This window comes from Streptomyces sp. WI03-4A, assembly GCF_033792105.1.
Taxonomy (GTDB): domain Bacteria; phylum Actinomycetota; class Actinomycetes; order Streptomycetales; family Streptomycetaceae; genus Streptomyces; species Streptomyces collinus_A.
In genome coordinates this window covers 73,648-94,126 of record NZ_JARAUO010000040.1, presented here as the reverse complement: position 1 = coordinate 94,126, position 20,479 = coordinate 73,648, and the positions used below count along the sequence as shown (strand labels likewise).

Sequence of the window (20,479 nt, the reverse complement as noted above, 5' to 3'; positions counted from 1 at the left end):
GCACCACCCCGGCGACCGCCGCGCCCAGCCCCTCCGGACGGGCGGCGGGCACCCCGGTGCGCGCCGCCAGGGTGAGCGCGAGCCGCGCCGCGACCGCCGAGGTCAGCGCCGCGAGCCCGCCCCGCGGCCAGGAGTCCTGGTAGAGCTGTGCCAGCACGGCGACCTGGGCGAGCAGCACCAGCACCAGGGTGAGCACCCCGAACGGGCCGATGTCCGACTGCTTCATGATCCGCAGCGCCTCGTCGGCGGGTTTGCCGCTGCCCAGCCCGTCGGCCGTGTCGGCGAGCCCGTCCAGGTGCAGCCCCCGCGTCAGCGCGGCCGGTACGGCGACCGAGGCGACGGCGGCGAGCAGCGGTCCCGCGCCCAGGAAGAGCAGCAGCAGCCCGGGCAGCGCCGCGCAGCCGCCCACGACGAGGCCCACCACCGGGGCGCACAGCATGCCGCCGCGCGCCGCCTCCCGGTCCCACCGGCGCACCCGGACGGGCAGCACGGAGAGCGTGCCGAAGGCGAAGCGGAGACCGTCTGTGGGCGAGGACGTGAGCACCGGCGCAGGTTACCCGGCGGTCGCCGGGCCCCCCACCGCGGCCGAGGATAAAGTGCGCACATGGGGCACTGGTGGGAGCGGAACGTCGTGGAGCCGGGCAAACTCCCCCTCCTGCTGGCCCTGACCGCCTTCGTTCTCACCTTCGTCGTCACCCGGGTGATCACCCGGCTGATCCGGGCCGGCAAGGGCCCCTTCGGCAACGTGAAGGCGGGCGGGCTGCACATCCACCACGTGGTCCCCGGGGTGCTGCTGACCGTCGTCGGCGGCTTCGGCGCCGTCGCCAGCGCCCGGCACGGCGCGGGCGCGGTCCTCTTCGCCGTCGTCTTCGGCATGGGCGCGGGCCTGGTGCTCGACGAGTTCGCGCTGATCCTGCATCTGGACGACGTCTACTGGAGCGAGGAGGGCCGCAAGAGCGTCGAGGTCGTCGTCCTCACGGCGGCCCTGGTCGGCCTGCTGCTGGCCGGCTTCGTGCCGTTCGGCGTGAACGACCTGTCCCAGCAGGAACTCGCGGACCGCGGGACGGTCATCTCCAACATCGCCCTGAACTTCGTCTTCTCGCTGGTCTCCCTGAGCAAGGGCAAGACCCGGGTCGCGATCTTCGGGGCGGTCGTGCCCGTGGTCGCGCTCGTCGGCGCGATCCGCCTGGCCCGCCCCGGCTCCCCGTGGGCCCGCCGCTTCTACGGCCGCCGCCCCCGCGCCCGGGCCAGGGCCGTCCTGCGCGCCTACCGTCACGACCGCCGCTGGGCCGGGCCCCGCCGGGTCCTTCAGGACTGGATCGGCGGCAAACCCGATCCGCGCCCGGTCCGGCTGCCCGACCGCCACTGACAGGCCGGCGGCCGGCGGCCGTACCGGTTCCGTCCCGCCGCGGCCAGGCACAGCACGCCCACGCCCAGCAGGGCGGCCAGGTGCTCCTTGCCGGCCAGGTTCTCCTTCAGCAGGACCTCGAGCACTATCGCCAGCGTCACCGCGGCCGCCGTCACCTGGGCGCCGTAGCGCCAGGCCACGAACACCGCGAGTCCCACCACCGCCGCCGACGGACCGGTGTCCACCACCCGCGCGTCCGAGCCGGGCAGGCCGAAGGGGAGGTGCGGGCCGAACGCGATGCCCACCCGTGCGTACAGCGTCCCGGCGAGCGTGGCGGTGTAGGCGATGGCCAGCGTCCGCCACCAGCCCAGACAGATCTCGGCGATCCCGAACACGAACAGGACCTGCGCGAGCGCGCCCCACACCGGCAGGTCCAGCGCAGGGACGTACAGCGAGAAGGGAGTGCGCAGGACCGCCAGCCACAGCGGGTCCTCGACCCGCACCGCCCCGACGTTCTGCACGAACCGGTAGCCCCACGCCTGGTTCTGCACGTACTGCAGGAGCGCGGTCAGGCAGACCGCCCCGGCGGTCATCGGGACCGCCCGCAGCCGCCGTTTCCGCAGCGGCTCGCGCACGGTGACGTACAGCAGCCCCCACTCGGCACGGGCCCAGCGGCCGGGCGCTCTCATCGCGGGGCCCTCACCGGTGCGTGTCCAGGTGCCGGCGGTGCAGCCACTTCGGCAGCCCCGGCGCCTCCAGGAACCCCTCGGCGCGGGCCGACGCCAGGCCGATGCGCAGCAGGTCCGCGCTCTTCTCGAAGAGCAGGAACCGGGGCTCCCAGATGGGGCGGTACTTGGCGTTGGCGCGGTACAGCGACTCGATCTGCCACCACCGTGAGAAGAAGCTGAGCAGCGACCGCCACAGCCTCAGCACCGGTCCGGCGCCGAGCCGCGCGCCGCGCTCGAAGACCGAGCGGAACATCGCGAAGTTCAGCGAGACCTGGGTGATCCCGATCTCCCCGGCCCGCCGCAGCAGTTCGATGACCATGAACTCCATCAGGCCGTTGTCGGAGTCCCGGTCCCGGCGCATGAGGTCGAGGGACAGTCCGTGCGGACCCCACGGCACGAAGGAGAGCAGGGCGCGCAGTTCGCCCTCGGCGTCCGTGCACTCCAGCATCACGCACCGGCCGTCACCGGGGTCGGCGAGCCGCCCGAGCGCCATGCTGAACCCGCGCTCGGTCGCCCCGTCCCGCCAGTCGTCCGCACGTTCGACGAGGTACGCCATCTCGTCCGCCGGGATGTCCTCGTGCCGCCGGACCCGCACGTGGTACCCGGCCCTCCTGACCCGGTTGCAGGCCTGCCGGACGGTCCGCATGGCCCGTCCCTCCAGGGTGAACTCGGCCACCTCGACGATCGCCTCGTCACCGAGTTCCAGCGCGTCGAGGCCGTGCCGCGCGTACACCGTCCCGGCCTCCTCGCCGGCCCCCATCACCGCCGGGATCCACCCGTGCGCCCGCGCCTCGGCCAGCCACGGCGCGATCGCCCCCGGCCAGGCCTCCGGGTCGCCGAGCGGGTCGCCGGAGGCGAGGCTCACCCCGCCGACCACCCGGTAGACGACCGCCGCCTTGCCGGTCGGCGACCACACCACGCTCTTCTCCCGGCGCAGCGCGAAGTAGCCGAGCGAGTCCCGCTCCCCGTGCCGCTCCAGCAGCGCCCGCAGCCCCTTCTCGTCGTCCTCGGTGAGCGGGTCGACGGCGCGCCGGGAGCGGAACGCGGCGTAGAAGACGGCGAGGACGAGGGCCGTGCTGATCACGTTGACGGCCACGTTGGCCCAGTTGGGCGGGTCGATGCCGGGGAACCGGGACTCCTCGGCGGCCACCGACACCAGCCGCAGCGTGCCGTAGTGCCAGCGCTCGGCGAACGTCGAACGGGCCGCGTCCGGCGCCTGGTTGGTGACCGTGATCAGGAGCCCGGCGAGCAGCGAGGCGGCGAGCCCGCCGGCGGCGGCCACGGTGGCGGCCAGCCGCGGGTTGGACCGGTCGCCCTTGGCGTAGAACTCCCGGCGCCCGGTCAGCAGGGCCACCACGAAGGCGGCCGTCAGCGCCAGGGAGACCCAGTTCTGCGCGTTCCGCCGGATCTCCGGGAACGCCATGGCGAAGGCGAACAGGGCCAGGAACGAACCGCTCAGCACCAGGTTCAGGATCCACGCGGCCCGCTTGCGCCGGCGCATGGTGATGGCCAGGAAGGCGGTGAACACACCCGAGGCGAAACCGGCCGTGAGCAGGTACGGCGTGAAGTAGTTCTCCTGGTTGTGCCGGCGCACGTCCTGGCCCAGCGACACCCACACCGCGCTCAGGAAGTTGACGAAGGCGACGGCCCGCAGGTACCAGACGGCGAGGGCGGCGGCCCGGCGGGAGACCCCGTTCGACCGCCGCGCCGGCTCGGCTTGCTGTTCCACCGCAATTCGGGCATCTCCCATGGTGAAGGATCATATGGGGGCTGCCCCGGCGAACCATTCTTTTCCGGCTGCCGTGGTGTGCGCACTCCGGTTCGGCCGGGCCGCTCTACTCGCCGGCCGCGTCCCGCGTCTCCGGCGTCTCCTCCGGGTGTTCCGCCGAGGGCTCGTCGTCCTTCTCGTCCTTCTCGGCCTGCTCGTCCTGCCGCTCGGGCAGCTCGGCGGCCAGCGCGGCCGCGCTGCGCACCAGGGGCAGCGCCAGCAGCGCGCCCACCCCCTCGCCGACCTTCACGCCCTGCTCCAGCAGCGGCTCCAGGGCCATCCGGTCCAGCGCCTTGGCCTGCCCCGGCTCCCCGCTGTCGTGCCCGGCCAGCCACCAGTCCGGCGCCCGGAAGGCGACCCGCTGGGCGACCAGCGCGCACGCTGCGGCCACCACACCGTCCAGGATCACCGGCAGCTTCCTGACCGCGCACTGCAGCAGGAACCCGGTCATCGCGGCGAGATCGGCGCCGCCCACCGTCGCCAGCAGCTGCAACTGGTCCCCGAGCACGGGCCGCGCCCGGCGCAGCGCGTCCCGGATCGCCGCGCACTTGCGCATCCACGCCAGGTCGTCGATGGGCAGCCCGCCCCGCCCGGTCACCACCGAGGCGTCGGTCCCGCACAGCGCGGCCACCAGCACCGCGGCCGCCGTGGTCCCGCCCACGCTCACATCGCCGAGCACCACCAGGTCCGTGCCCGAGTCGGCCTCCTCGTCCGCGACCGCCACGCCCGCCCGGAACGCGGCCTCGGCCTCGTCCTCGGTGAGCGCGTCCTCGACGTCGATCCGGCCGCTGCCGCGCCGCACCCGGTGCCGCACGACCTCCGCCGGGAACGCCTCCGGCGGGCAGTCCACGGCCACGTCCACCACCCGCACCGGCACATCGAGGCGGCGTGCGAGCACGGCCACCGGGCTGGCGCCCTCCAGCACCGCCCGCACCAGCGCCTGCGCGCCGCCCGCGGGCCGCGCTGAGACACCGGCCCCCGCGATACCGTGGTCACCGGCGAACAGGACCACCCGCGGCCGTTCGACCGGCCGCACCGGTACGGCGCCCTGCGCGGCGGCCAGCCACTCGCCCAGCTCGTCCAGGCGCCCGAGCGACCCGGGCGGCACGATCCGGCGCTCCCGGCGGGCCTCGGCGTCCCGGCGCACGCCCCCGTCCGGGCGCTCGATCAGATCGGTGAAGTCGTCCAGATTAAGGCTGCTCATTCGCCGAACAGTACCGCCAGCGAACGAACGCCCCGGCGCCACACCGGCACCTCAGGATCACGACGTCGTTGCACCCAAGATCGGTATCCCCTACGTTCCGGTTTGCAGCGGAATGTCGCTTAGGGAGCCGCCATGCAGCCCTTGCCCCTCACCCCGCGGGTCACCGAAGCCACCGACCCCTTCCAGGAGCCCCGCCGCACCGACTGCCCCTGGTGCGGATCCCCCCGGCTGCGGACCCGGCTGCGCGCCCCCGACCCGCTGCGGCACCGCCCGGGCACCTTCGCCCTCGACGCCTGCTCCGACTGCGGCCACGCCTTCCAGAACCCCCGGCTCACGGCCGAGGGACTCGCCTTCTACCACCGGGACTTCTACGAAAGACACCTGGAGGAGTTCGCCGCGCGCGTCGTCTCCGCCCAGGCGGCCCACCGCCGGCACCGCGCCACCGCCCACAAGCTCTCGGCGCTGCCCGAGCCGGAGAGCTGGCTGGACGTGGGCACGGGACACGCTCACTTCCCCGAGGCGGCCCGGGAGTTCTTCCCCTACACCAGCTTCGACGGCCTCGACCCGACGGCCCGGGTGGAACAGGCCCTGCTGGAGGGGCGGGTCGAGGAGGCCCACCGCGGCTATCTGACCACCCCGGGCACGGCGGCCCGGCTGCGCTGCCGCTACGACGTGGTCAGCATGTTCGACCACCTGGCCCACGCTCCCGACCCCCGTGCCGAACTCCGCGCCGCCCTCGCCGTCCTGCGGCCCGGCGGCCACCTCGTCGTCGAACTCCCCGACCCGCGCTGCGTGTTCGCGACCCTCCTCGGCAAGTGGTGGCTGCCCTACGGCCAGCCACGCCACCTCCACCTGATGCCGCTGGCCAACCTCCGCGCGGAACTGGAGTCCCAGGGCTGCGCGATCCTCGTCACCGACCGGCGGGCGCCGCACGTCCCCTACGACCTGGCGGCGGCCGTCGCCCTGGCGCTCGCCACCGTCCACCCGTTCCTGCGCGCGCTGGCGGCCCCGGTGCTGGACGTGGCCGCCATCGCCGACCACACCCTGGCACCCCTGCTGCGCCGCACCCGCTTCTCCAACGCCTACCGGGTCGTGGCCCGCAAGGGCCCCGGCACCGCCCCCGGCCCCGCGCCGGCCCCGCCGTCCGCACGGCAGCCGGTGCCGTAAGCCCTCCGGGCGGTCAGGCCGGGTACCGCGACCCGACGCAGCCCCGGAGGCGCCCCCGAACACCCCGCACGCCGAACACGCCGAGCACGCCGAGCACGATGGGCGCCCCGAGAGACCCGGACGTCCCGAGGCCGGCGGGCGCCACGCGCGCCGAGCATCCCGGTACCCGAGCACGCCGAGCACGATGGGCGCCCCGAGAGACCCGGACGTCCCGAGGCCGGCGGGCGCCACGCGCAGGCGGAGCATCCCGGTACCCGAGCACGCCGAGCACGATGGGCGCCCCGAGAGACCCGGACGTCCCGAGGCCGGCGGGCGCCACGCGCGCCGAGCATCCCGGCACCCGAGCACGCCGAGCACGACGGGCGCCCCGAGAGACCCGGACGTCCCGAGACCCGCGGGCGCCACGCGCGCCGAGCATCCCGGCACCCGAGCACGCCGAGCACGACGGGCGCCCCGGGAAACCCGGACGTCCCGAGACCCGCGGGCGCCACGCGCGCCGAGCATCCCGGCACCCGAGCACGACGGGCGCCCCGAGAGACCCGGACGTCCCGAGACCCGCGGGCGCCACGCGCACGCCGAGCATCCCGGTGCCCGAGCACGCCGGTGCTCCTGGCACGCCGAGCACGCCGGTGCTCCGAGCGCGCCGAGCACCCCGGAGGTCCCGGGCACCGCGAGCCCCTCGCACCCCTGAACGTCCCGGGCTGCCCGAGCCCCTCGCCCCCCGAACGTCCCGCGCCGCCCAAGTCCGTCGGCCCCCGAGCGGCGCGGCCCCGCGAGCAACGGCCCGTCAGCCCCGCAGGACCAGCGCCTGTCCCGCCACCACCAGCAGCACCTGCTCGCACTCGTCCGCGAACGCCGCGTTCAGCCGCCCGAGTTCGTCCCGGTAGCGGCGGCCGGAGGCCGTGGCCGGCACGATGCCCGAGCCCACCTCGTTGGACACGGCCACCACCGTCCGCCGGGTCGCCCGCACCGCGGCGGTCAGCTCCCGCACCCGTTCGCGCAGCGCCTTCTCCCCGCCCGCGGCCCACTCCGCGTCGTCCCACGCCCCGACCGCGTCCATGGCGTCCGTCAGCCACAGCGACAGACAGTCGATCAGCAGCGGCGGCCCGTCCTCGCCCAGCAGCGGCTCCAGGTCGGTCGTCTCCGTCGTACGCCACGAACCCGGCCGCCGCTCCCGGTGCGTGGCCACCCGCGCCGCCCACTCGGTGTCCCCGCCGCGCGCCCCGCCGGTCGCGACGTACTGCACCTCGGGGAACGCCTCGAGACGCCGCTCCGCCTCCACCGACTTGCCCGAGCGGGCCCCGCCGAGCACCAGCGTGCGGCGCGGCACGTCCGGCACCTCCTCGTACGCCCCGACCACCAGCGTCGTGCCGTCCGGCACCGCCCGCGCCCCGGCCGCCGCGAGCCGGCGCCGCAACTCCGCGCCCTGCGGCACGTCGTGGTCGAGGTGGACGGCGACGACGTCCGTGGCCGGCCCGACCGCCCCGGCCGAGCGCAGCCGGGCCAGCGCGTCCGGGCGGCCCACCACGTCGGCGAGGACCAGGTGGTACGACTCCGCCGTCGCCGCCTCCAGACCGGCCGCCGCCCCGCCCGGCGGCAGGTACAGCAGCCGCTGCCCGTCGGGCCCCGTCACCGCGTACCCGGTGCCGCCCGCGTCCATCGCCAGGGCCCGCACCCGATGCCCCGTCAGCAGCGCCAACTCCTGCCCGTCCGGCACCCGGCCGGGCTGCGGCAGCCCGGCCGGCACCTCCACCGCGGGGCCGTGGTGCGGGTGCGACAGCAGCACCTGGCGCACCCCGCCCAGCGAACGGCCCGACCGGGCGGCGGCGAAGGCCGCCCCGGGCGTCAGGTCGAGCAGCAGGGTGCCGTCCACCAGCAGCGCGGTAGCCGCCCGCGCGTCCGGCCCGAGGGCGGTCGCGCAGACCGCGCAGGGACAGTCGGGGCGGGGCAGCCCCGCGGGGGTACCGGTACCGAGCAGAGTCACTTCCACGGAACCGATTTTCACCTGTCGCAGCACGTCTTGCGCTTCCGGCTAGGCTGCCAGCAGGTGTTGGATCACAAGGAGGCCCACATGACGGCATGGACGTGGCGGTTCGAGAAGGCCGACGGGACGGAGGTCCAGCCCGCGGTGCAGCCGGAGGAGTTCACCACCCAGGGCGACGCCGAGTCCTGGGTCGGCGAGCACTGGAAGGAGCTGGCCGAGGGCGGCGCCGACCAGGTGCGGCTGTTCGAGGAGAGCACCGAGATCTACGGCCCGATGAGCCTGCACGCCGACGCCGCGTAACTCTTCCGGGGTGTTCTCACGGGGGTGAGGAGGGTCCGCCGAGCCGTCCCTCCTCACCGCGCACCGCCCGGCAGGACTCAGTCGCACGCCGCCCGGCAGGGCTCAGCCGCGCACGCCGCACAGGTGCAGCAGCGCCGCGGTCCCCCGGTAGGGGTCCGTCCGGCCGGCCCGCTCCTCGGCCGCGAGCAGCGCCTGGAGGTCGTCCGGGATCTCCGCGTCGTCCGCCGCCGTGTCGGTGAAGACCCGCACTCCGTACCAGGCGTGCAGCGGGGCGGCGATGCCGGCGAGGGTGGCGGTCAGCGCCGCCAGCCGATCGGCCCGGACGTCCAGGCCCAGCCGGTTGCGGTAGGCGGTGGTGTCGAAGGCGGCCAGCGCGCCCGCCCAGTCACCGGACAGGCCCGGCCGCATCGCGAGCGCGTCGCCGTTGCGCACGAGCAGCGAGAGCAGCCCGCCCGGCGCGAGCATCCGGGCCAGCCCCGCCACCAGCGGGTCGGGCTCCTCCACGTACATCAGGACGCCGTGGCACAGCACCACGTCGAAACTGCCCGGCAGGAAGTGCACGCCGGTGTCCCGCCCGTCGCCCTGCACCAGCCGGACCCGCTCACGGATGCCCTCGGGCTCCCCGGCGAGCGCCTCGCGCGCGACGTCGATCATCGTCGCGTCCTGCTCCACGCCGGTCACCTGGTGACCGAGCCGGGCCAGCCGCAGGGCCTGCGTACCCTGGCCCATCCCCACGTCGAGCACCCGCAGCCGCTGCCCGACCGGGAACCGCCCGGCTATCTGCTCGTCGAGCTGCCGGGCCACCAGCTCCTGCCGTACGACATCGCGCAGCCCGCCCAGCCTGCTCAGCCAGGCGTCGGCCGCACCCCCGGTGAAAGCCTCAGCGCTCAGGGCCGCTCTCCGCGCTTGACCTGCGGCTTCGGCAGCCGGAGCCGGCGCATCTGGAGCGAGCGCATCAGACCGTAGGCGACGGCACCGCGCCGGTTCTGGTCCGGGAACCGCTCGGCCAGCCGCTTCTTCAGGCGGAAGCCGCTGACGATCGCGTCGAGCACGATCAGCACGATCACCACGAGCCACAGCCACAGCGCGACGGCCTGGATGGTGGGCACCCGCACGATGCTGAGGACCAGGATCACCACGGCCATGGGCAGGAAGAACTCCGCCACGTTGAACCGGGAGTCCACCCAGTCGCGGGCGAACTTGCGGACCGGGCCCTTGTCCCGGACCGGCAGGTACCGCTCGTCGCCGCCCGCCAGGGCCTGGCGCTGCCGGTCGAGCGCCTGGCGGCGATCCTCGCGCTGACGCTTGGCGGCGTCCTTGCGCGTCGTCGGCGTGTTGGCGACGCTGCGGCGCTGGGACTGGGCCTCACTGCGCTTGGGCGTGGGCCTGCCCTTGGGGGCCTGCGGGTCACGGGGCTGCTTGGAGAAGTTCACCGGCGCCTTGTCGGCGGGGGCCTTCTCTTCCTTGGCACGGCTACGGAACACAAAACCCAAGGGTACGGGCTCCACCGGCATGGACCCCAGCCGACCGGGGAACGATCCGGCAACACCGGACGTCTGTAGGGGGACAGAGGGGACGTTGCAGACGCTTCACCCGGCGGCTGGGCGGGGGGATCACGGGAGGGGCGGGGGAGCCCACCCGGGGCCCACCTACTCCTCACGCCGGAGCGATGCCGTCCGCAGTCGTCCTTGGGGATGAGCGCATCGGTCCCCGAACGGTGCGGTAATGGAGTCAGGGCCCGTACTGTGGGTTCTGTCGCAGGATCTGTGAGCTGGAGTCCGTCAGAAGGGGGCGCGCGAAGCCCATGAGCGGTGTCATGAAGCGTATGGGGATGATCTTCCGCGCGAAGGCGAACAAGGCCCTTGACCGGGCCGAGGACCCGCGCGAGACCCTCGATTACTCGTATCAGAAGCAGCTGGAGCTGCTGCAGAAGGTGCGCCGGGGCGTCGCCGACGTCGCGACCTCCCGCAAGCGCCTGGAACTCCAGCTCAACCAGTTGCAGCAGCAGTCCTCCAAGCTGGAGGACCAGGGCCGCAAGGCGCTCGCGCTCGGCCGCGAGGACCTCGCCCGCGAGGCGCTCTCCCGGCGCGCCGCCCTCCAGCAGCAGGTCACCGACCTGGAGACGCAGCACACGACCCTGCAGGGCGAGGAGGAGAAGCTCACCCTCGCGGCCCAGCGCCTGCAGGCAAAGGTGGACGCCTTCCGGACGAAGAAGGAGACCATCAAGGCCACCTACACCGCCGCCCAGGCCCAGACCCGCATCGGCGAGGCGTTCTCCGGCATCTCCGAGGAGATGGGCGACGTCGGGCTGGCCATCCAGCGCGCCGAGGACAAGACCGCCCAGCTCCAGGCCCGGGCCGGCGCCATCGACGAGCTGCTCGCCTCCGGCGCCCTCGACGACCCCTCCGGCATGGCCAAGGACGACATCCAGGCCGAGCTGGACCGGCTCTCCGGTGGTACGGATGTGGAGCTGGAACTGCAGCGCATGAAGGCGGAACTGGCCGGCGGCTCCTCGCAGCAGGCGATCGAGGGCGGCACCGGGCAGGGGCAGTCCCAGCAGCAGCCGCAGGACACCCCGCGCTTCGACAAGCAGTAACCGGGGTTCCGGGACCCGAGCCGAGGAGGCCGACGTGATCGTAAGGATCATGGGGGAGGGCCAGGTGAAGCTGGACGACGTCCACTTCACCGAGCTGAACAAGCTGGACGACGAGCTGCTGAGGGAAGTGGAGAACGGCGACGAGGCGGGCTTCCGCCGCACGCTCTCCACGCTCCTCGACGCCGTCCGCCGGCTCGGCACCCCGCTCCCGGACGACGCCCTCGAACCCTCGGAGCTGATCCTCCCGGCCGACGAGGCGAAACTGGAGGAGGTCCGGGAACTGCTCGGCGACGACGGCCTGATCCCGGGCTGAGCCGGCGCCCCCGGGCTGGGTCCTGGACTCCGGGCCGAGCCGGCGCCCCAAAAGTCCACGACCGGCCGGCCGCCGGGCCGGTCCGGCGGGGCCGGGTGGTGTGGGGCCCCCGGCCGGCGTGGGTGAGCTGTGCCTCGGTCTGTTCCGGCGCTTCGCCCGGCGCCGTACTGTTCAGCGGGTGAGCACTCTCGAACGCGCCCGGTGCGGCCTCAAGGCGCACCCCCTCGCGCTGGACGCGGCCATCGCGGCGGGCGTGCTCGTGTGCATGGTGGCCGGGTCCTTCGTGGTGCCCCGCGGGCCGAACGGCGTCACCTGGGGCGTACGCAGCCCGGCCCCCTTCGGCCTGTTCCTGATGACCGTCGGCGCCGCCGCGCTGGTCTTCCGCCGCCGCGCGCCCAAGACGGTGCTGGCCGTCACCGGCGCCGTCTCCGTGATCGAGTCCGTCACCGGCGACCCGCGCGCCCCGGTCGCCATGTCCGCCGTGATCGCCCTCTACACCGTCGCCTCCACCACCGACCGCACCACCACCTGGCGCGTCGGCCTGCTCACCATGACCGTGCTGACCGCCGCCGCCATGCTGGCCGGACCGCTGCCCTGGTACGCCCAGGAGAACCTGGGCGTCCTCGCCTGGACCGGGATCGGCGCCACCGCCGGGGACGCCGTGCGCAGCCGCCGCGCGGTCGTCCGGGCCATGCGCGAGCGCGCCGAACGGGCCGAGCGCACCCGCGAGGAGGAGGCCCGCCGCCGGGTCGCCGAGGAGCGGCTGCGTATCGCCCGCGACCTGCACGACGTGGTCGCCCACCACATCGCCCTGGTCAACGTGCAGGCCGGAGTCGCCGCCCACGTCATGGACCGGCGGCCCGACCAGGCCAAGGAGGCCCTCGCCCATGTGCGCGAGGCCAGCCGCTCCGCGCTCAACGAGCTGCGCGCCACCGTCGGCCTGCTGAGGCAGTCCGGCGACCCCGAGGCCCCCACCGAGCCCGCCCCCGGCCTCAGCCGGCTCGAGGACCTGGCGGGCACCTTCCGCAGCGCCGGGCTTCCGGTCGAGGTGGCCCGCGCCGACCACGGCACCGCGCTGCCCGCCGCCGTCGATCTGGCCGCCTACCGGATCGTGCAGGAGGCCCTGACCAACGTCCGCAAGCACGCGGGCACCGACGCGAAGGCCGAGGTCAGCGTCGTACGCGTCGGACCGCACATCGAGGTCACCGTCCTGGACGACGGCACGGGCGCCGGCGGCGAGCCCGGTGCGGGCGGCGGGCACGGACTGCTCGGCATGCGGGAGCGGGTCACCGCGGTGGGCGGCACCCTGACCACCGGACCCCGCTACGGCGGCGGTTTCCGCGTCCATGCGATCCTGCCGGTCACGACCCGTACGACGGCACCGGGGGAGCCCGCATGACCATCCGTGTCCTGCTCGCCGACGACCAGGCACTGCTGCGCAGCGCGTTCCGGGTGCTGGTCGACTCCGAGCCGGACATGGAAGTGGTGGGGGAGGCCTCCGACGGGGCCGAGGCGGTCCGGCTGGCCCAGGAGAGCGGCGCCGACGTGGTCCTCATGGACATCCGGATGCCCGGCACCGACGGCCTCGCCGCCACCCGGCTGATCAGCGCCGACCCCTCCCTGGCCCGGGTCCGCGTGGTCATCCTGACCACCTTCGAGGTGGACGACTACGTCGTCCAGGCCCTGCGCGCGGGCGCCTCGGGCTTCCTCGGCAAGGGCAGCGAGCCCGAGGAACTGCTGAACGCCATCCGGGTCGCCGCGGGCGGTGACGCGCTGCTCTCCCCGGTCGCCACCAAGGGCCTGATCGCCCGCTTCCTCGCCCAGGGCGACGGCGACGACGGCCGGGACCCGGCCCGCTCCGACCGCCTCGACGCGCTCACCGGCCGCGAGCGCGAGGTGCTGGTCCAGGTGGCCGGCGGCCACTCCAACGACGAGATCGCCGAACGCCTCGAAGTCAGTCCGCTCACGGTGAAGACGCACGTCAACCGGGCCATGGCCAAGCTCGGCGCCCGCGACCGGGCCCAGCTCGTGGTCATCGCCTACGAGTCGGGACTGGTACGTCCGAGGACGGACTGACCTCCACCCGCACGTACTGCGCGCGGAGTAGGGCCGCGGCACGGAACGGGACCTGGGACCTACACATCGGCCCTCCGGCATGGCTCAGGGTGGTGGGGTGGGCGCTCCCCCCGTGTCCCTCCCGCCACTTCTGCCGCTCACAGAAGAGAGAACCTGATCCATGTCCTGGCTGTCGAGATTCAGCCTCGCGCAGCGGGCCCTCGTCGGGCTCGTGTCCCTCATCGCGCTCGCCTTCGGGCTGATCGCGATACCCCAGATCAAGCAGCAGCTCCTGCCGACCATCGAACTGCCGATGGTCTCGATCGTCGCCCCCTACCAGGGCGCCGCCCCCGACGTCGTGGAGAAGCAGGTCGTCGAGCCCATCGAGGACAACCTCCAGGGCGTCGACGGCATCACCGGTGTCACCTCCACCGCCAGCGAGGGCAACGCCGTGATCATGGCGTCCTTCGACTACGGCAACGACACCAAGCGGCTCGTCGCCGACGTCCAGCAGGCCGTCAACCGAGCCCGCAACCAGCCCCCGGACAGCGTCGACCCGCAGGTCGTCGCCGGCTCCACGGACGACATGCCGACCGTGGTCCTCGCCGTCACCTCCGACAAGGACCAGCAGGCACTCGCCGACCAGCTCGACACGACGGTCGTCCCGGCCCTGAAGGACATCGACGGCGTCGGCCGCGTCCAGGTCACCGGCGTCCGTGACCTGCGGGTCGCCGTCACCCCGGACGACGCGAAGCTGGCGCGGGCGGGCCTCACCCCCGCCGCACTGGGCCAGGCCCTCCAGGCCGGCGGCGCCACCGTCCCGGCCGGCTCCTTCGACGAGGACGGCGCCAACCGCACCGTTCAGGTCGGCGGCGGCTTCACCTCGCTGGGCCAGATCCGGAACCTGATGGTCACCGGCGAGGCCGGCAGGAAGCCCGTGCGCCTCGGCTCCGTCGCCACCGTGAAGGAGCGGCCGGCCCCGGCCGACTCCCTCACCCGCACCGACGGCCGGCCCAGCCTCGCCGTCAACGTGACGATGGACCACGACGGCAGCGCCGTCTCCATCTCCGAGGCCGTCAAGGACAAGCTGCCCGCCCTGCGCAAGGACCTCGGCTCCGGCGCCCGGCTCACGGTCGTCAGCGACCAGGGCCCGGCGGTGTCCAAGTCCATCAAGGGCCTGACCACCGAGGGCGCGCTCGGCCTGCTCTTCGCGGTCCTGGTCATCCTGGTCTTCCTGGCCTCGGTCCGCTCGACGCTGGTCACGGCGGTCTCCATCCCGCTGTCGGTCGTCCTCGCGCTCCTCGTGCTGTGGACCCGCGGCCTGTCCCTGAACATGCTCACGCTCGGCGCGCTCACCATCGCGATCGGCCGGGTCGTGGACGACTCGATCGTGGTCCTGGAGAACATCAAGCGGCACCTGGGCTACGGCGAGGAGCGCAAGGAGGCGATCCTGGGCGCGGTGCGCGAGGTCGCCGGCGCGGTCACCTCCTCCACCCTCACCACCGTCGCCGTGTTCCTGCCGATCGGCCTGGTCGGCGGCATGGTGGGCGCCCTGTTCGGCTCGTTCAGCATCACGGTGACGGCGGCCCTGCTGGCCTCCCTCGTCGTGTCCCTTACGGTCGTGCCGGTCCTGTCGTACTGGTTCCTGCGCGCCCCCAAGGGCACCCCCGAGGACGCCGAGGAGGCCCGCCGCAAGGCCGAGGAGAAGGAGGCGAACAGCCGGCTCCAGCGCCTCTACGTCCCGGTCCTGCGGTTCGCGACGCGCCGCCGCCTCACCAGCGTGCTGATCGCGATCGTGGTCCTGGTCGTCACGTTCGGCATGTCCGGACTGCTGAAGACCAACTTCTTCGACCAGGGCCGGCAGGAAGTCCTCACCGTCAAGCAGAAGCTGAAGCCCGGCACCAGCCTCGCGGCCACCGACGTCCAGGCCAGGAAGGTCGAGAAGCTACTCGCCTCCACCGAGGGCGTGAAGGACTACCAGGTCACCATCGGCTCCTCCGGCTTCATGGCGGCCTTCGGCGGCGGCACCGACACCAACCAGGCGTCGTACCAGGTCATGCTGAAGGACACGGCCTCCTACGAGGACGTGCAGAAGCACATCGAGAACGGCCTCAAGGAGCTCGACGGCACCGGCACCACCACCGTGTCCGCCGGTGACGGCTTCGGCAGCCAGGATCTCAGCGTCGTGGTGAAGGCGTCCGACCCGCGGGTGCTGCGCGAGGCCTCCGACCGGGTGCGCTCCACCGTGGCCGGCCTCGACCACGTCACGGACGTCACCAGCGACCTCGCCCAGAGCGTGCCGCGCATCTCGGTGAAGGCGAACGCCAAGGCGGCCGCCGCCGGGTTCGACGACCAGAAGCTGGGCGCCGCGGTGGCCCAGGCCGTGCGCGGTACGACGGCGGCGAAGGCGATCCTCGACGACACCGAGCGCGACGTCGTCATCACGTCCGCGAAGCCCGCCACCACCCTGGCCCAGCTCAGGAACCTGCGCCTCGGCCCGGTGAGGCTCGGCGACATCGCCACCGTCAAGGTGGTCGACGGCCCGGTGTCCATGACCCGCATCGACGGCCGGCGCGCGGCGACGGTCACGGCCCGGCCGACCGGTGACAACACCGGCGCGGTCAGCGCCCAGCTCCAGACGCGGATCAAGGCCCTGAAGCTGCCCGCGGGCGCCGAGGCCAAGATCGGCGGCGTCTCCTCGGACCAGGACAGCGCGTTCAAGAACCTCGGCCTGGCCATGCTGGCGGCGATCGCCATCGTGTTCATGCTGCTGGTGGCGACGTTCCGCTCACTGGTCCAGCCGCTGATCCTGCTGGTCTCCATCCCGTTCGCGGCCACGGGCGCGATCGGCCTCCTGGTCGTCACCGGCACCCCGATGGGCGTCCCCGCGATGATCGGCATGCTGATGCTGATCGGCATCGTGGTCACCAACGCGATCGTGCTGATCGACCTGATCAACCAGTACCGCGGTCAGGGCTACGGCGTCGTCGAGGCCGTGGTGGAAGGCGGCCGGCACCGGCTGCGGCCCATCCTCATGACGGCGCTGGCGACCGTCTTCGCCCTGCTCCCGATGGCCCTCGGGGTCACCGGCGAGGGCGGCTTCATCGCCCAGCCGCTGGCGGTGGTCGTGATCGGCGGCCTGATCAGCTCGACCCTGCTGACCCTGCTGCTGGTCCCGACGCTCTACGCGATGCTCGAACTCCGCAAGGAGCGGCGCGCGAAGAAGCGGGCGGCGAAGAAGGGTCTCCCGTCCCAGGCCCAGGCCGCCTCGGACGAGCCGGAGCCCGCGGGGGTCTGACCCCCCGCACCGGCGTCCCCTCCCGCGCGGGACTTTCCTATCCTGTGATCCGGAACTGCTCTTGCGGGGGAGGGGGAACGGGGTGGTGGCACTGCACGAGGGCGATCCCGGGTCGCTCGGTGGATACCGGATCGTCGACCGGCTGGGGGCCGGCGGGATGGGGGTCGTCTACCGGGCGAGGGCCGGATCGGGCCGCGAGGTCGCCGTCAAGGTGGTCCACGCCCAGTACGCCGAGGACCCCGTCTTCCGTGTCCGCTTCCGGCAGGAGATCGCCGCCGTCCGCAAGGTGAGCGGCGCCTTCACCGCGCCGGTCGTGGACGCCGACCCGGAGGCGCCCCGCCCCTGGATGGCCACCCAGTACGTACCCGCACGGCCGCTCTCCGCCCGCGTCCGGGACGACGGGCCGCTGGCCGGCACCGAACTGCGCCGGCTCGTCCTCGGCCTGGTGGAGGCCCTGCGCGACATCCACCGGGCCGGGGTCGTGCACCGCGACCTCAAGCCCGCCAACGTCCTGATGGCCGAGGACGGCCCCCGGGTCATCGACTTCGGCATCTCGCGCGCGGCGGAGAACCAGGCGCTGACCGAGACCGGGCACATGATGGGCACCCCGCCGTTCATGTCCCCGGAGCAGCTCGCGGACGCCCGGTCGGTGGGTCCCGCCTCCGACGTCTTCTCCCTCGCCGCGCTGGTGGTCTTCGCGGCGACCGGGCGCGGCCCCTTCGACGCGGACAGCCCCTATCTGACGGCGTACCGGGTCATGAGCGAGGAGCCGGACCTGACGGCGGTCCCCGAGCCGCTGCGCGCGGTCCTGTCCCGCTGCCTGGCCAAGCGGGCCGCCGCCCGGCCCGGACTCGACGCCCTGGCCGCCGAGTTCGCCGCCGCCCTGCCCGAGCCGGCCGCCACGGAGCCGCCGACCGTCCCGCACCGCCGCGCGGATCCGGAGCCCACCCGGCCCCCGGCGGCGGATCCGGAGCCGACCCGGCCCCCGGCGCCCGACCCGGACCCGCCCCGGCCCCCGGCCGCGGACCCGCCGCCCTCCGTCCCGTTCCGGGCCGCCGCCCCCGCGGACCCGGGGGACGCGGCGGACGACGCCCCCGCCTCCCGTAGGCGCGGCCTTCGGGTGCCGCTCGCCGTCGGGGTGGCGGGCGTGCTGGTCGCCGCGCTCACCGCCTATCTGCTCGGGCCGTTCCAGGCCGGGGCGCGGCCCGGAGCCGCCCCCTCGCCCGGTGCCACGGCCACCCGCTGGGGTGCCCTCCCGGCCGGCTGGCGGCCCTGGCGGACGACGGTGTACGCGGTCGCCGCCCACGGCGTGAAACGCTCCTCGGCACCGGCGGACGGCCCCGGCCGCAGCGGGCAGCCGTCCTGTGCGCTGAGCGGGGGAGCGCTCTACTGCGGAGGCAGCACCACCCTGCCGATCCGCGTCGACGCGGTCACCGGCCGCACCGTCTGGCGGACCGCCACCCAGCCGCCGGGGATCGCTCTCGGCCACTACGACAGTGCGGTCCTCGGGGTGCGTGAGGGTGTCGTGCTCGTCCGCGAGAGCGTCCTGAACACGGCGGGCAACGACACGACGACCACGGTCACCGCGTTCGCCGCCGGCGACGGACGGCGGTTGTGGTCCCGTCCGACCGGCGACGCGAACGCGTCGGCGGTGCTCGTGGGCGGCCTGGTCCTCGTTCCCGACGGCCTGACCGTGACCGCCCGTTCCCCGCGCGACGGCTCCGCGCGCTGGACGATGTCCGTGCCGGCCGGGCACCACTGCGACTTCCACGGCGCGGGCGGCGGGGTGTACGCCGACTGCACCGGCTACCACACCCCGTCCGGCGCCCGGCGGCGGCTGATCGCCCTCGATCCCGCCGACGGCTCGGCGCGCTCGCTGCCGGCAGCGCCGTCGCTGACCGCGGACTACGCCGGAACCCTGGACGGACGGCTGGTCTACGCGGCACGGCGGTCCGGCGACCCGACGGCGCAGGACAACCCGTACACCGGGGTCGAGGTGATCGATCCGCGCACCGGTGCCCGCGAGACCCGCGCGCTGGCCGAGGAGTACCGGGGGCGGGCGGCGATGGCGCGCGGGGTGCTCTGTTTCGCCGCCTCGGACGGCCGGACGACCGCCGTCTCGCCGCTGACCGGCAGACGGGTGTGGCGGACCGCGACGACCCTGGAACAGCCGGCCGCGCCGGTCGCGGACGAGCGCGGCAGCGTGTTCCTGGCCAGCGCGAGCGGCCGGGTCGCGGCCCTCGACGCCCGCACGGGACGCAGGCTGTGGGAGTCCTATCCGCGGGCCGGCACCGTGATCAGCGGCGACTACGACTCGCCGGAACTGCTCGTGAACGGCGGCGCCCTGGTGGTGACGACCCCCGACGGCACCCTCTTCACGCTGGATCCGGCCCGCCCCGGACGGAAACCGGCGTCGGCGTGACCACGCACGCCGACGCCGGTCCCCGCCCGGCGGGTACGGCTACGGCAGCGCGAGCATCCGCTCCAGGGCGAGCTTGGCGAACGCCTCGGTCTCCTTGTCGACCTCGATGCGGTTGACCAGGTTGCCCTCGGCCAGCGACTCCAGGGCCCAGACCAGGTGGGGCAGGTCGATGCGGTTCATCGTCGAGCAGAAGCAGACCGTCTTGTCGAGGAAGACGATCTCCTTGCCCTCGGGAGCGAAACGGTTCGCCAGCCGGCGGACCAGGTTCAGCTCGGTGCCGATGGCCCACTTGGAACCGGCCGGGGCCGCCTCCAGGGCCTTGATGATGTACTCCGTGGAGCCGACGTAGTCGGCGGCGGCCACGACCTCGTGCCGGCACTCGGGGTGGACCAGCACGTTCACGCCCGGTATGCGCTCGCGGACGTCGTTGACCGAGTCCAGGCTGAAGCGGCCGTGCACCGAGCAGTGGCCGCGCCAGAGGATCATCTTCGCGGCGCGCAGCTCCTCGGTGGTCAGCCCGCCGTTCGGCTTGTGCGGGTTGTAGACCACGCAGTCGTCCAGGGACATCCCCATGTCGCGGACGGCGGTGTTGCGGCCGAGGTGCTGGTCGGGCAGGAACAGGACCTTCTCACCCTGCTCGAAGGCCCAGTCCAGGGCGCGCCGCGCGTTGGAGGAGGTGCAGATGAGGCCACCGTGCTTGCCGGTGAAGGCCTTGATGTCCGCCGAGGAGTTCATGTAGGACACCGGCACCACCTGCCCGGCGACGCCCGCCTCGGTCAGCACGTCCCAGCACTCGGCGACCTGCTCGGCGGTGGCCATGTCGGCCATCGAGCAGCCGGCGGCCAGGTCGGGCAGGACGACCTTCTGGTCGTCGGACGTCAGGATGTCCGCCGACTCGGCCATGAAGTGCACACCGCAGAAGACGATGTACTCGGCCTCCGGGCGCGCGGCCGCGTCCCGGGCCAGCTTGAAGGAGTCGCCCGTGACGTCGGCGAACTGGATGACCTCGTCGCGCTGGTAGTGGTGGCCGAGCACGAAGACCTTGTCGCCGAGCTTCTCCTTGGCCGCGCGGGCGCGCTCGACCAGGTCGGGGTCGGACGGCGAGGGCAGGTCGCCGGGGCACTCCACGCCCCGCTCGCTCTTCGGGTCGGCCTCACGGCCGAGCAGCAGCAGGGCGAGCGGAGACGGCTGTACGTCGAGCTCCGGGGTCTGGGCGGTGGTCACGACACGCACCCTTTCTACTTTTCGTCTAACTGACGCTATCTATCATATCCGCTTCACGTCACTTTGACGACG

Annotated in this window: 17 protein-coding genes; 9 read left to right on the top strand and 8 right to left on the bottom strand. The window is 73.9% G+C overall.

Annotated elements, in window-relative coordinates; translation table 11 throughout:
* Positions 1 to 544: adenosylcobinamide-GDP ribazoletransferase (locus tag PV343_RS31485; RefSeq protein WP_319150446.1), on the bottom strand; the 544-nt coding region annotated here is incomplete at its 3' end.
* Between the two features lie 60 nt (positions 545 to 604).
* On the opposite strand from PV343_RS31485, the gene PV343_RS31480 reads away from it, so the two are divergent.
* Positions 605 to 1,369, top strand: a complete 765-nt coding sequence (locus tag PV343_RS31480; RefSeq protein WP_319150445.1) for a hypothetical protein — start codon at positions 605 to 607, stop codon at positions 1,367 to 1,369.
* On the opposite strand, the gene PV343_RS31475 is transcribed toward PV343_RS31480, so the two are convergent.
* From PV343_RS31475 to cobT, 3 genes are all read right to left on the bottom strand, one after another.
* Positions 1,309 to 2,037 carry a hypothetical protein gene (locus PV343_RS31475; RefSeq protein ID WP_319150444.1) on the bottom strand — a complete coding sequence of 243 codons (729 nt, stop codon included), beginning with the start codon at positions 2,035 to 2,037 and terminating at the stop codon, positions 1,309 to 1,311. The two genes, PV343_RS31480 and PV343_RS31475, sit on opposite strands and share 61 nt — an antisense overlap.
* 10 nt (positions 2,038 to 2,047) lie before the next feature.
* Positions 2,048 to 3,826, bottom strand: coding sequence for a phosphatidylglycerol lysyltransferase domain-containing protein (locus PV343_RS31470; protein WP_319150443.1), 1,779 nt, complete (start codon positions 3,824 to 3,826; stop codon positions 2,048 to 2,050).
* An 85-nt stretch (positions 3,827 to 3,911) separates the two neighbouring features.
* Positions 3,912 to 5,048, bottom strand: coding sequence for a nicotinate-nucleotide--dimethylbenzimidazole phosphoribosyltransferase (gene cobT, locus PV343_RS31465; RefSeq protein ID WP_319150442.1), 1,137 nt, complete (start codon positions 5,046 to 5,048; stop codon positions 3,912 to 3,914).
* A 132-nt stretch (positions 5,049 to 5,180) separates the two neighbouring features.
* Here cobT and PV343_RS31460 point away from each other — a divergent pair, with 132 nt between their 5' ends.
* Positions 5,181 to 6,215: a class I SAM-dependent methyltransferase gene (locus PV343_RS31460; RefSeq protein WP_319150441.1), complete on the top strand. Its 1,035-nt coding sequence runs from the start codon at positions 5,181 to 5,183 to the stop codon at positions 6,213 to 6,215.
* A gap of 787 nt (positions 6,216 to 7,002) precedes the next feature.
* On the opposite strand, the gene PV343_RS31455 is transcribed toward PV343_RS31460, so the two are convergent.
* Positions 7,003 to 8,205 (bottom strand): bifunctional adenosylcobinamide kinase/adenosylcobinamide-phosphate guanylyltransferase, encoded by a 1,203-nt coding sequence (locus PV343_RS31455; protein ID WP_319150440.1) that lies wholly within the window; start codon positions 8,203 to 8,205, stop codon positions 7,003 to 7,005.
* An 81-nt stretch (positions 8,206 to 8,286) separates the two neighbouring features.
* Between PV343_RS31455 and PV343_RS31450 the strand changes: the two genes are divergently transcribed.
* Positions 8,287 to 8,499: a hypothetical protein gene (locus PV343_RS31450; protein WP_319150439.1), complete on the top strand. Its 213-nt coding sequence runs from the start codon at positions 8,287 to 8,289 to the stop codon at positions 8,497 to 8,499.
* A gap of 102 nt (positions 8,500 to 8,601) precedes the next feature.
* Here the strand turns inward: PV343_RS31450 and PV343_RS31445 are convergent, their stop codons facing one another.
* Entirely contained in the window at positions 8,602 to 9,303 is a 702-nt protein-coding gene (locus PV343_RS31445; RefSeq protein ID WP_319150438.1) for a class I SAM-dependent methyltransferase, read from the bottom strand.
* An 83-nt stretch (positions 9,304 to 9,386) separates the two neighbouring features.
* Positions 9,387 to 10,013: a DUF3043 domain-containing protein gene (locus PV343_RS31440; RefSeq protein WP_319150437.1), complete on the bottom strand. Its 627-nt coding sequence runs from the start codon at positions 10,011 to 10,013 to the stop codon at positions 9,387 to 9,389.
* Positions 10,014 to 10,303: 290 nt separating this feature from the next.
* Between PV343_RS31440 and PV343_RS31435 the strand changes: the two genes are divergently transcribed.
* The 6 genes from PV343_RS31435 (at position 10,304) to PV343_RS31410 (ending at position 19,183) form a co-directional block, all read left to right on the top strand.
* The gene (locus PV343_RS31435; protein ID WP_078614684.1) at positions 10,304 to 11,095 is read left to right on the top strand and encodes a PspA/IM30 family protein; all 792 of its coding nucleotides are present in this window, start codon (positions 10,304 to 10,306) and stop codon (positions 11,093 to 11,095) included.
* Positions 11,096 to 11,129: 34 nt separating this feature from the next.
* Positions 11,130 to 11,408 (top strand): PspA-associated protein PspAA, encoded by a 279-nt coding sequence (gene pspAA / locus PV343_RS31430; RefSeq protein WP_319150436.1) that lies wholly within the window; start codon positions 11,130 to 11,132, stop codon positions 11,406 to 11,408.
* 178 nt (positions 11,409 to 11,586) lie between these two features.
* Positions 11,587 to 12,807 (top strand): sensor histidine kinase, encoded by a 1,221-nt coding sequence (locus tag PV343_RS31425; RefSeq protein WP_319150435.1) that lies wholly within the window; start codon positions 11,587 to 11,589, stop codon positions 12,805 to 12,807.
* A complete protein-coding gene (locus PV343_RS31420; protein ID WP_319150434.1) occupies positions 12,804 to 13,484 on the top strand; it encodes a response regulator transcription factor in 681 nt (226 codons plus the stop codon). Before PV343_RS31425 ends, PV343_RS31420 begins: the two co-directional genes overlap by 4 nt.
* A gap of 160 nt (positions 13,485 to 13,644) precedes the next feature.
* A complete protein-coding gene (locus PV343_RS31415) occupies positions 13,645 to 16,761 on the top strand; it encodes an efflux RND transporter permease subunit (protein WP_319150433.1) in 3,117 nt (1,038 codons plus the stop codon).
* An 85-nt stretch (positions 16,762 to 16,846) separates the two neighbouring features.
* Complete coding sequence (locus PV343_RS31410) at positions 16,847 to 19,183, top strand: protein kinase domain-containing protein (protein ID WP_319150432.1); 2,337 nt, start codon at positions 16,847 to 16,849, stop codon at positions 19,181 to 19,183.
* 39 nt (positions 19,184 to 19,222) lie between these two features.
* Here PV343_RS31410 and nadA read toward each other — a convergent pair whose 3' ends face one another.
* Complete coding sequence (gene nadA / locus PV343_RS31405) at positions 19,223 to 20,407, bottom strand: quinolinate synthase NadA (protein WP_319150431.1); 1,185 nt, start codon at positions 20,405 to 20,407, stop codon at positions 19,223 to 19,225.
* Between the last annotated feature and the right edge of the window lie 72 nt (positions 20,408 to 20,479).

Coding starts and splice junctions, on each gene's coding strand:
- PV343_RS31480 (WP_319150445.1), top strand. CDS start 605: ATGGGGCACTGGTGGGAGCGGAACGTCGTGGAGCCGGGCAAACTCCCC.
- PV343_RS31475 (WP_319150444.1), bottom strand. CDS start 2,037: ATGAGAGCGCCCGGCCGCTGGGCCCGTGCCGAGTGGGGGCTGCTGTAC.
- PV343_RS31470 (WP_319150443.1), bottom strand. CDS start 3,826: ATGGGAGATGCCCGAATTGCGGTGGAACAGCAAGCCGAGCCGGCGCGG.
- cobT (WP_319150442.1), bottom strand. CDS start 5,048: ATGAGCAGCCTTAATCTGGACGACTTCACCGATCTGATCGAGCGCCCG.
- PV343_RS31460 (WP_319150441.1), top strand. CDS start 5,181: ATGCAGCCCTTGCCCCTCACCCCGCGGGTCACCGAAGCCACCGACCCC.
- PV343_RS31450 (WP_319150439.1), top strand. CDS start 8,287: ATGACGGCATGGACGTGGCGGTTCGAGAAGGCCGACGGGACGGAGGTC.
- PV343_RS31440 (WP_319150437.1), bottom strand. CDS start 10,013: ATGCCGGTGGAGCCCGTACCCTTGGGTTTTGTGTTCCGTAGCCGTGCC.
- PV343_RS31435 (WP_078614684.1), top strand. CDS start 10,304: ATGAGCGGTGTCATGAAGCGTATGGGGATGATCTTCCGCGCGAAGGCG.
- PV343_RS31420 (WP_319150434.1), top strand. CDS start 12,804: ATGACCATCCGTGTCCTGCTCGCCGACGACCAGGCACTGCTGCGCAGC.
- PV343_RS31415 (WP_319150433.1), top strand. CDS start 13,645: ATGTCCTGGCTGTCGAGATTCAGCCTCGCGCAGCGGGCCCTCGTCGGG.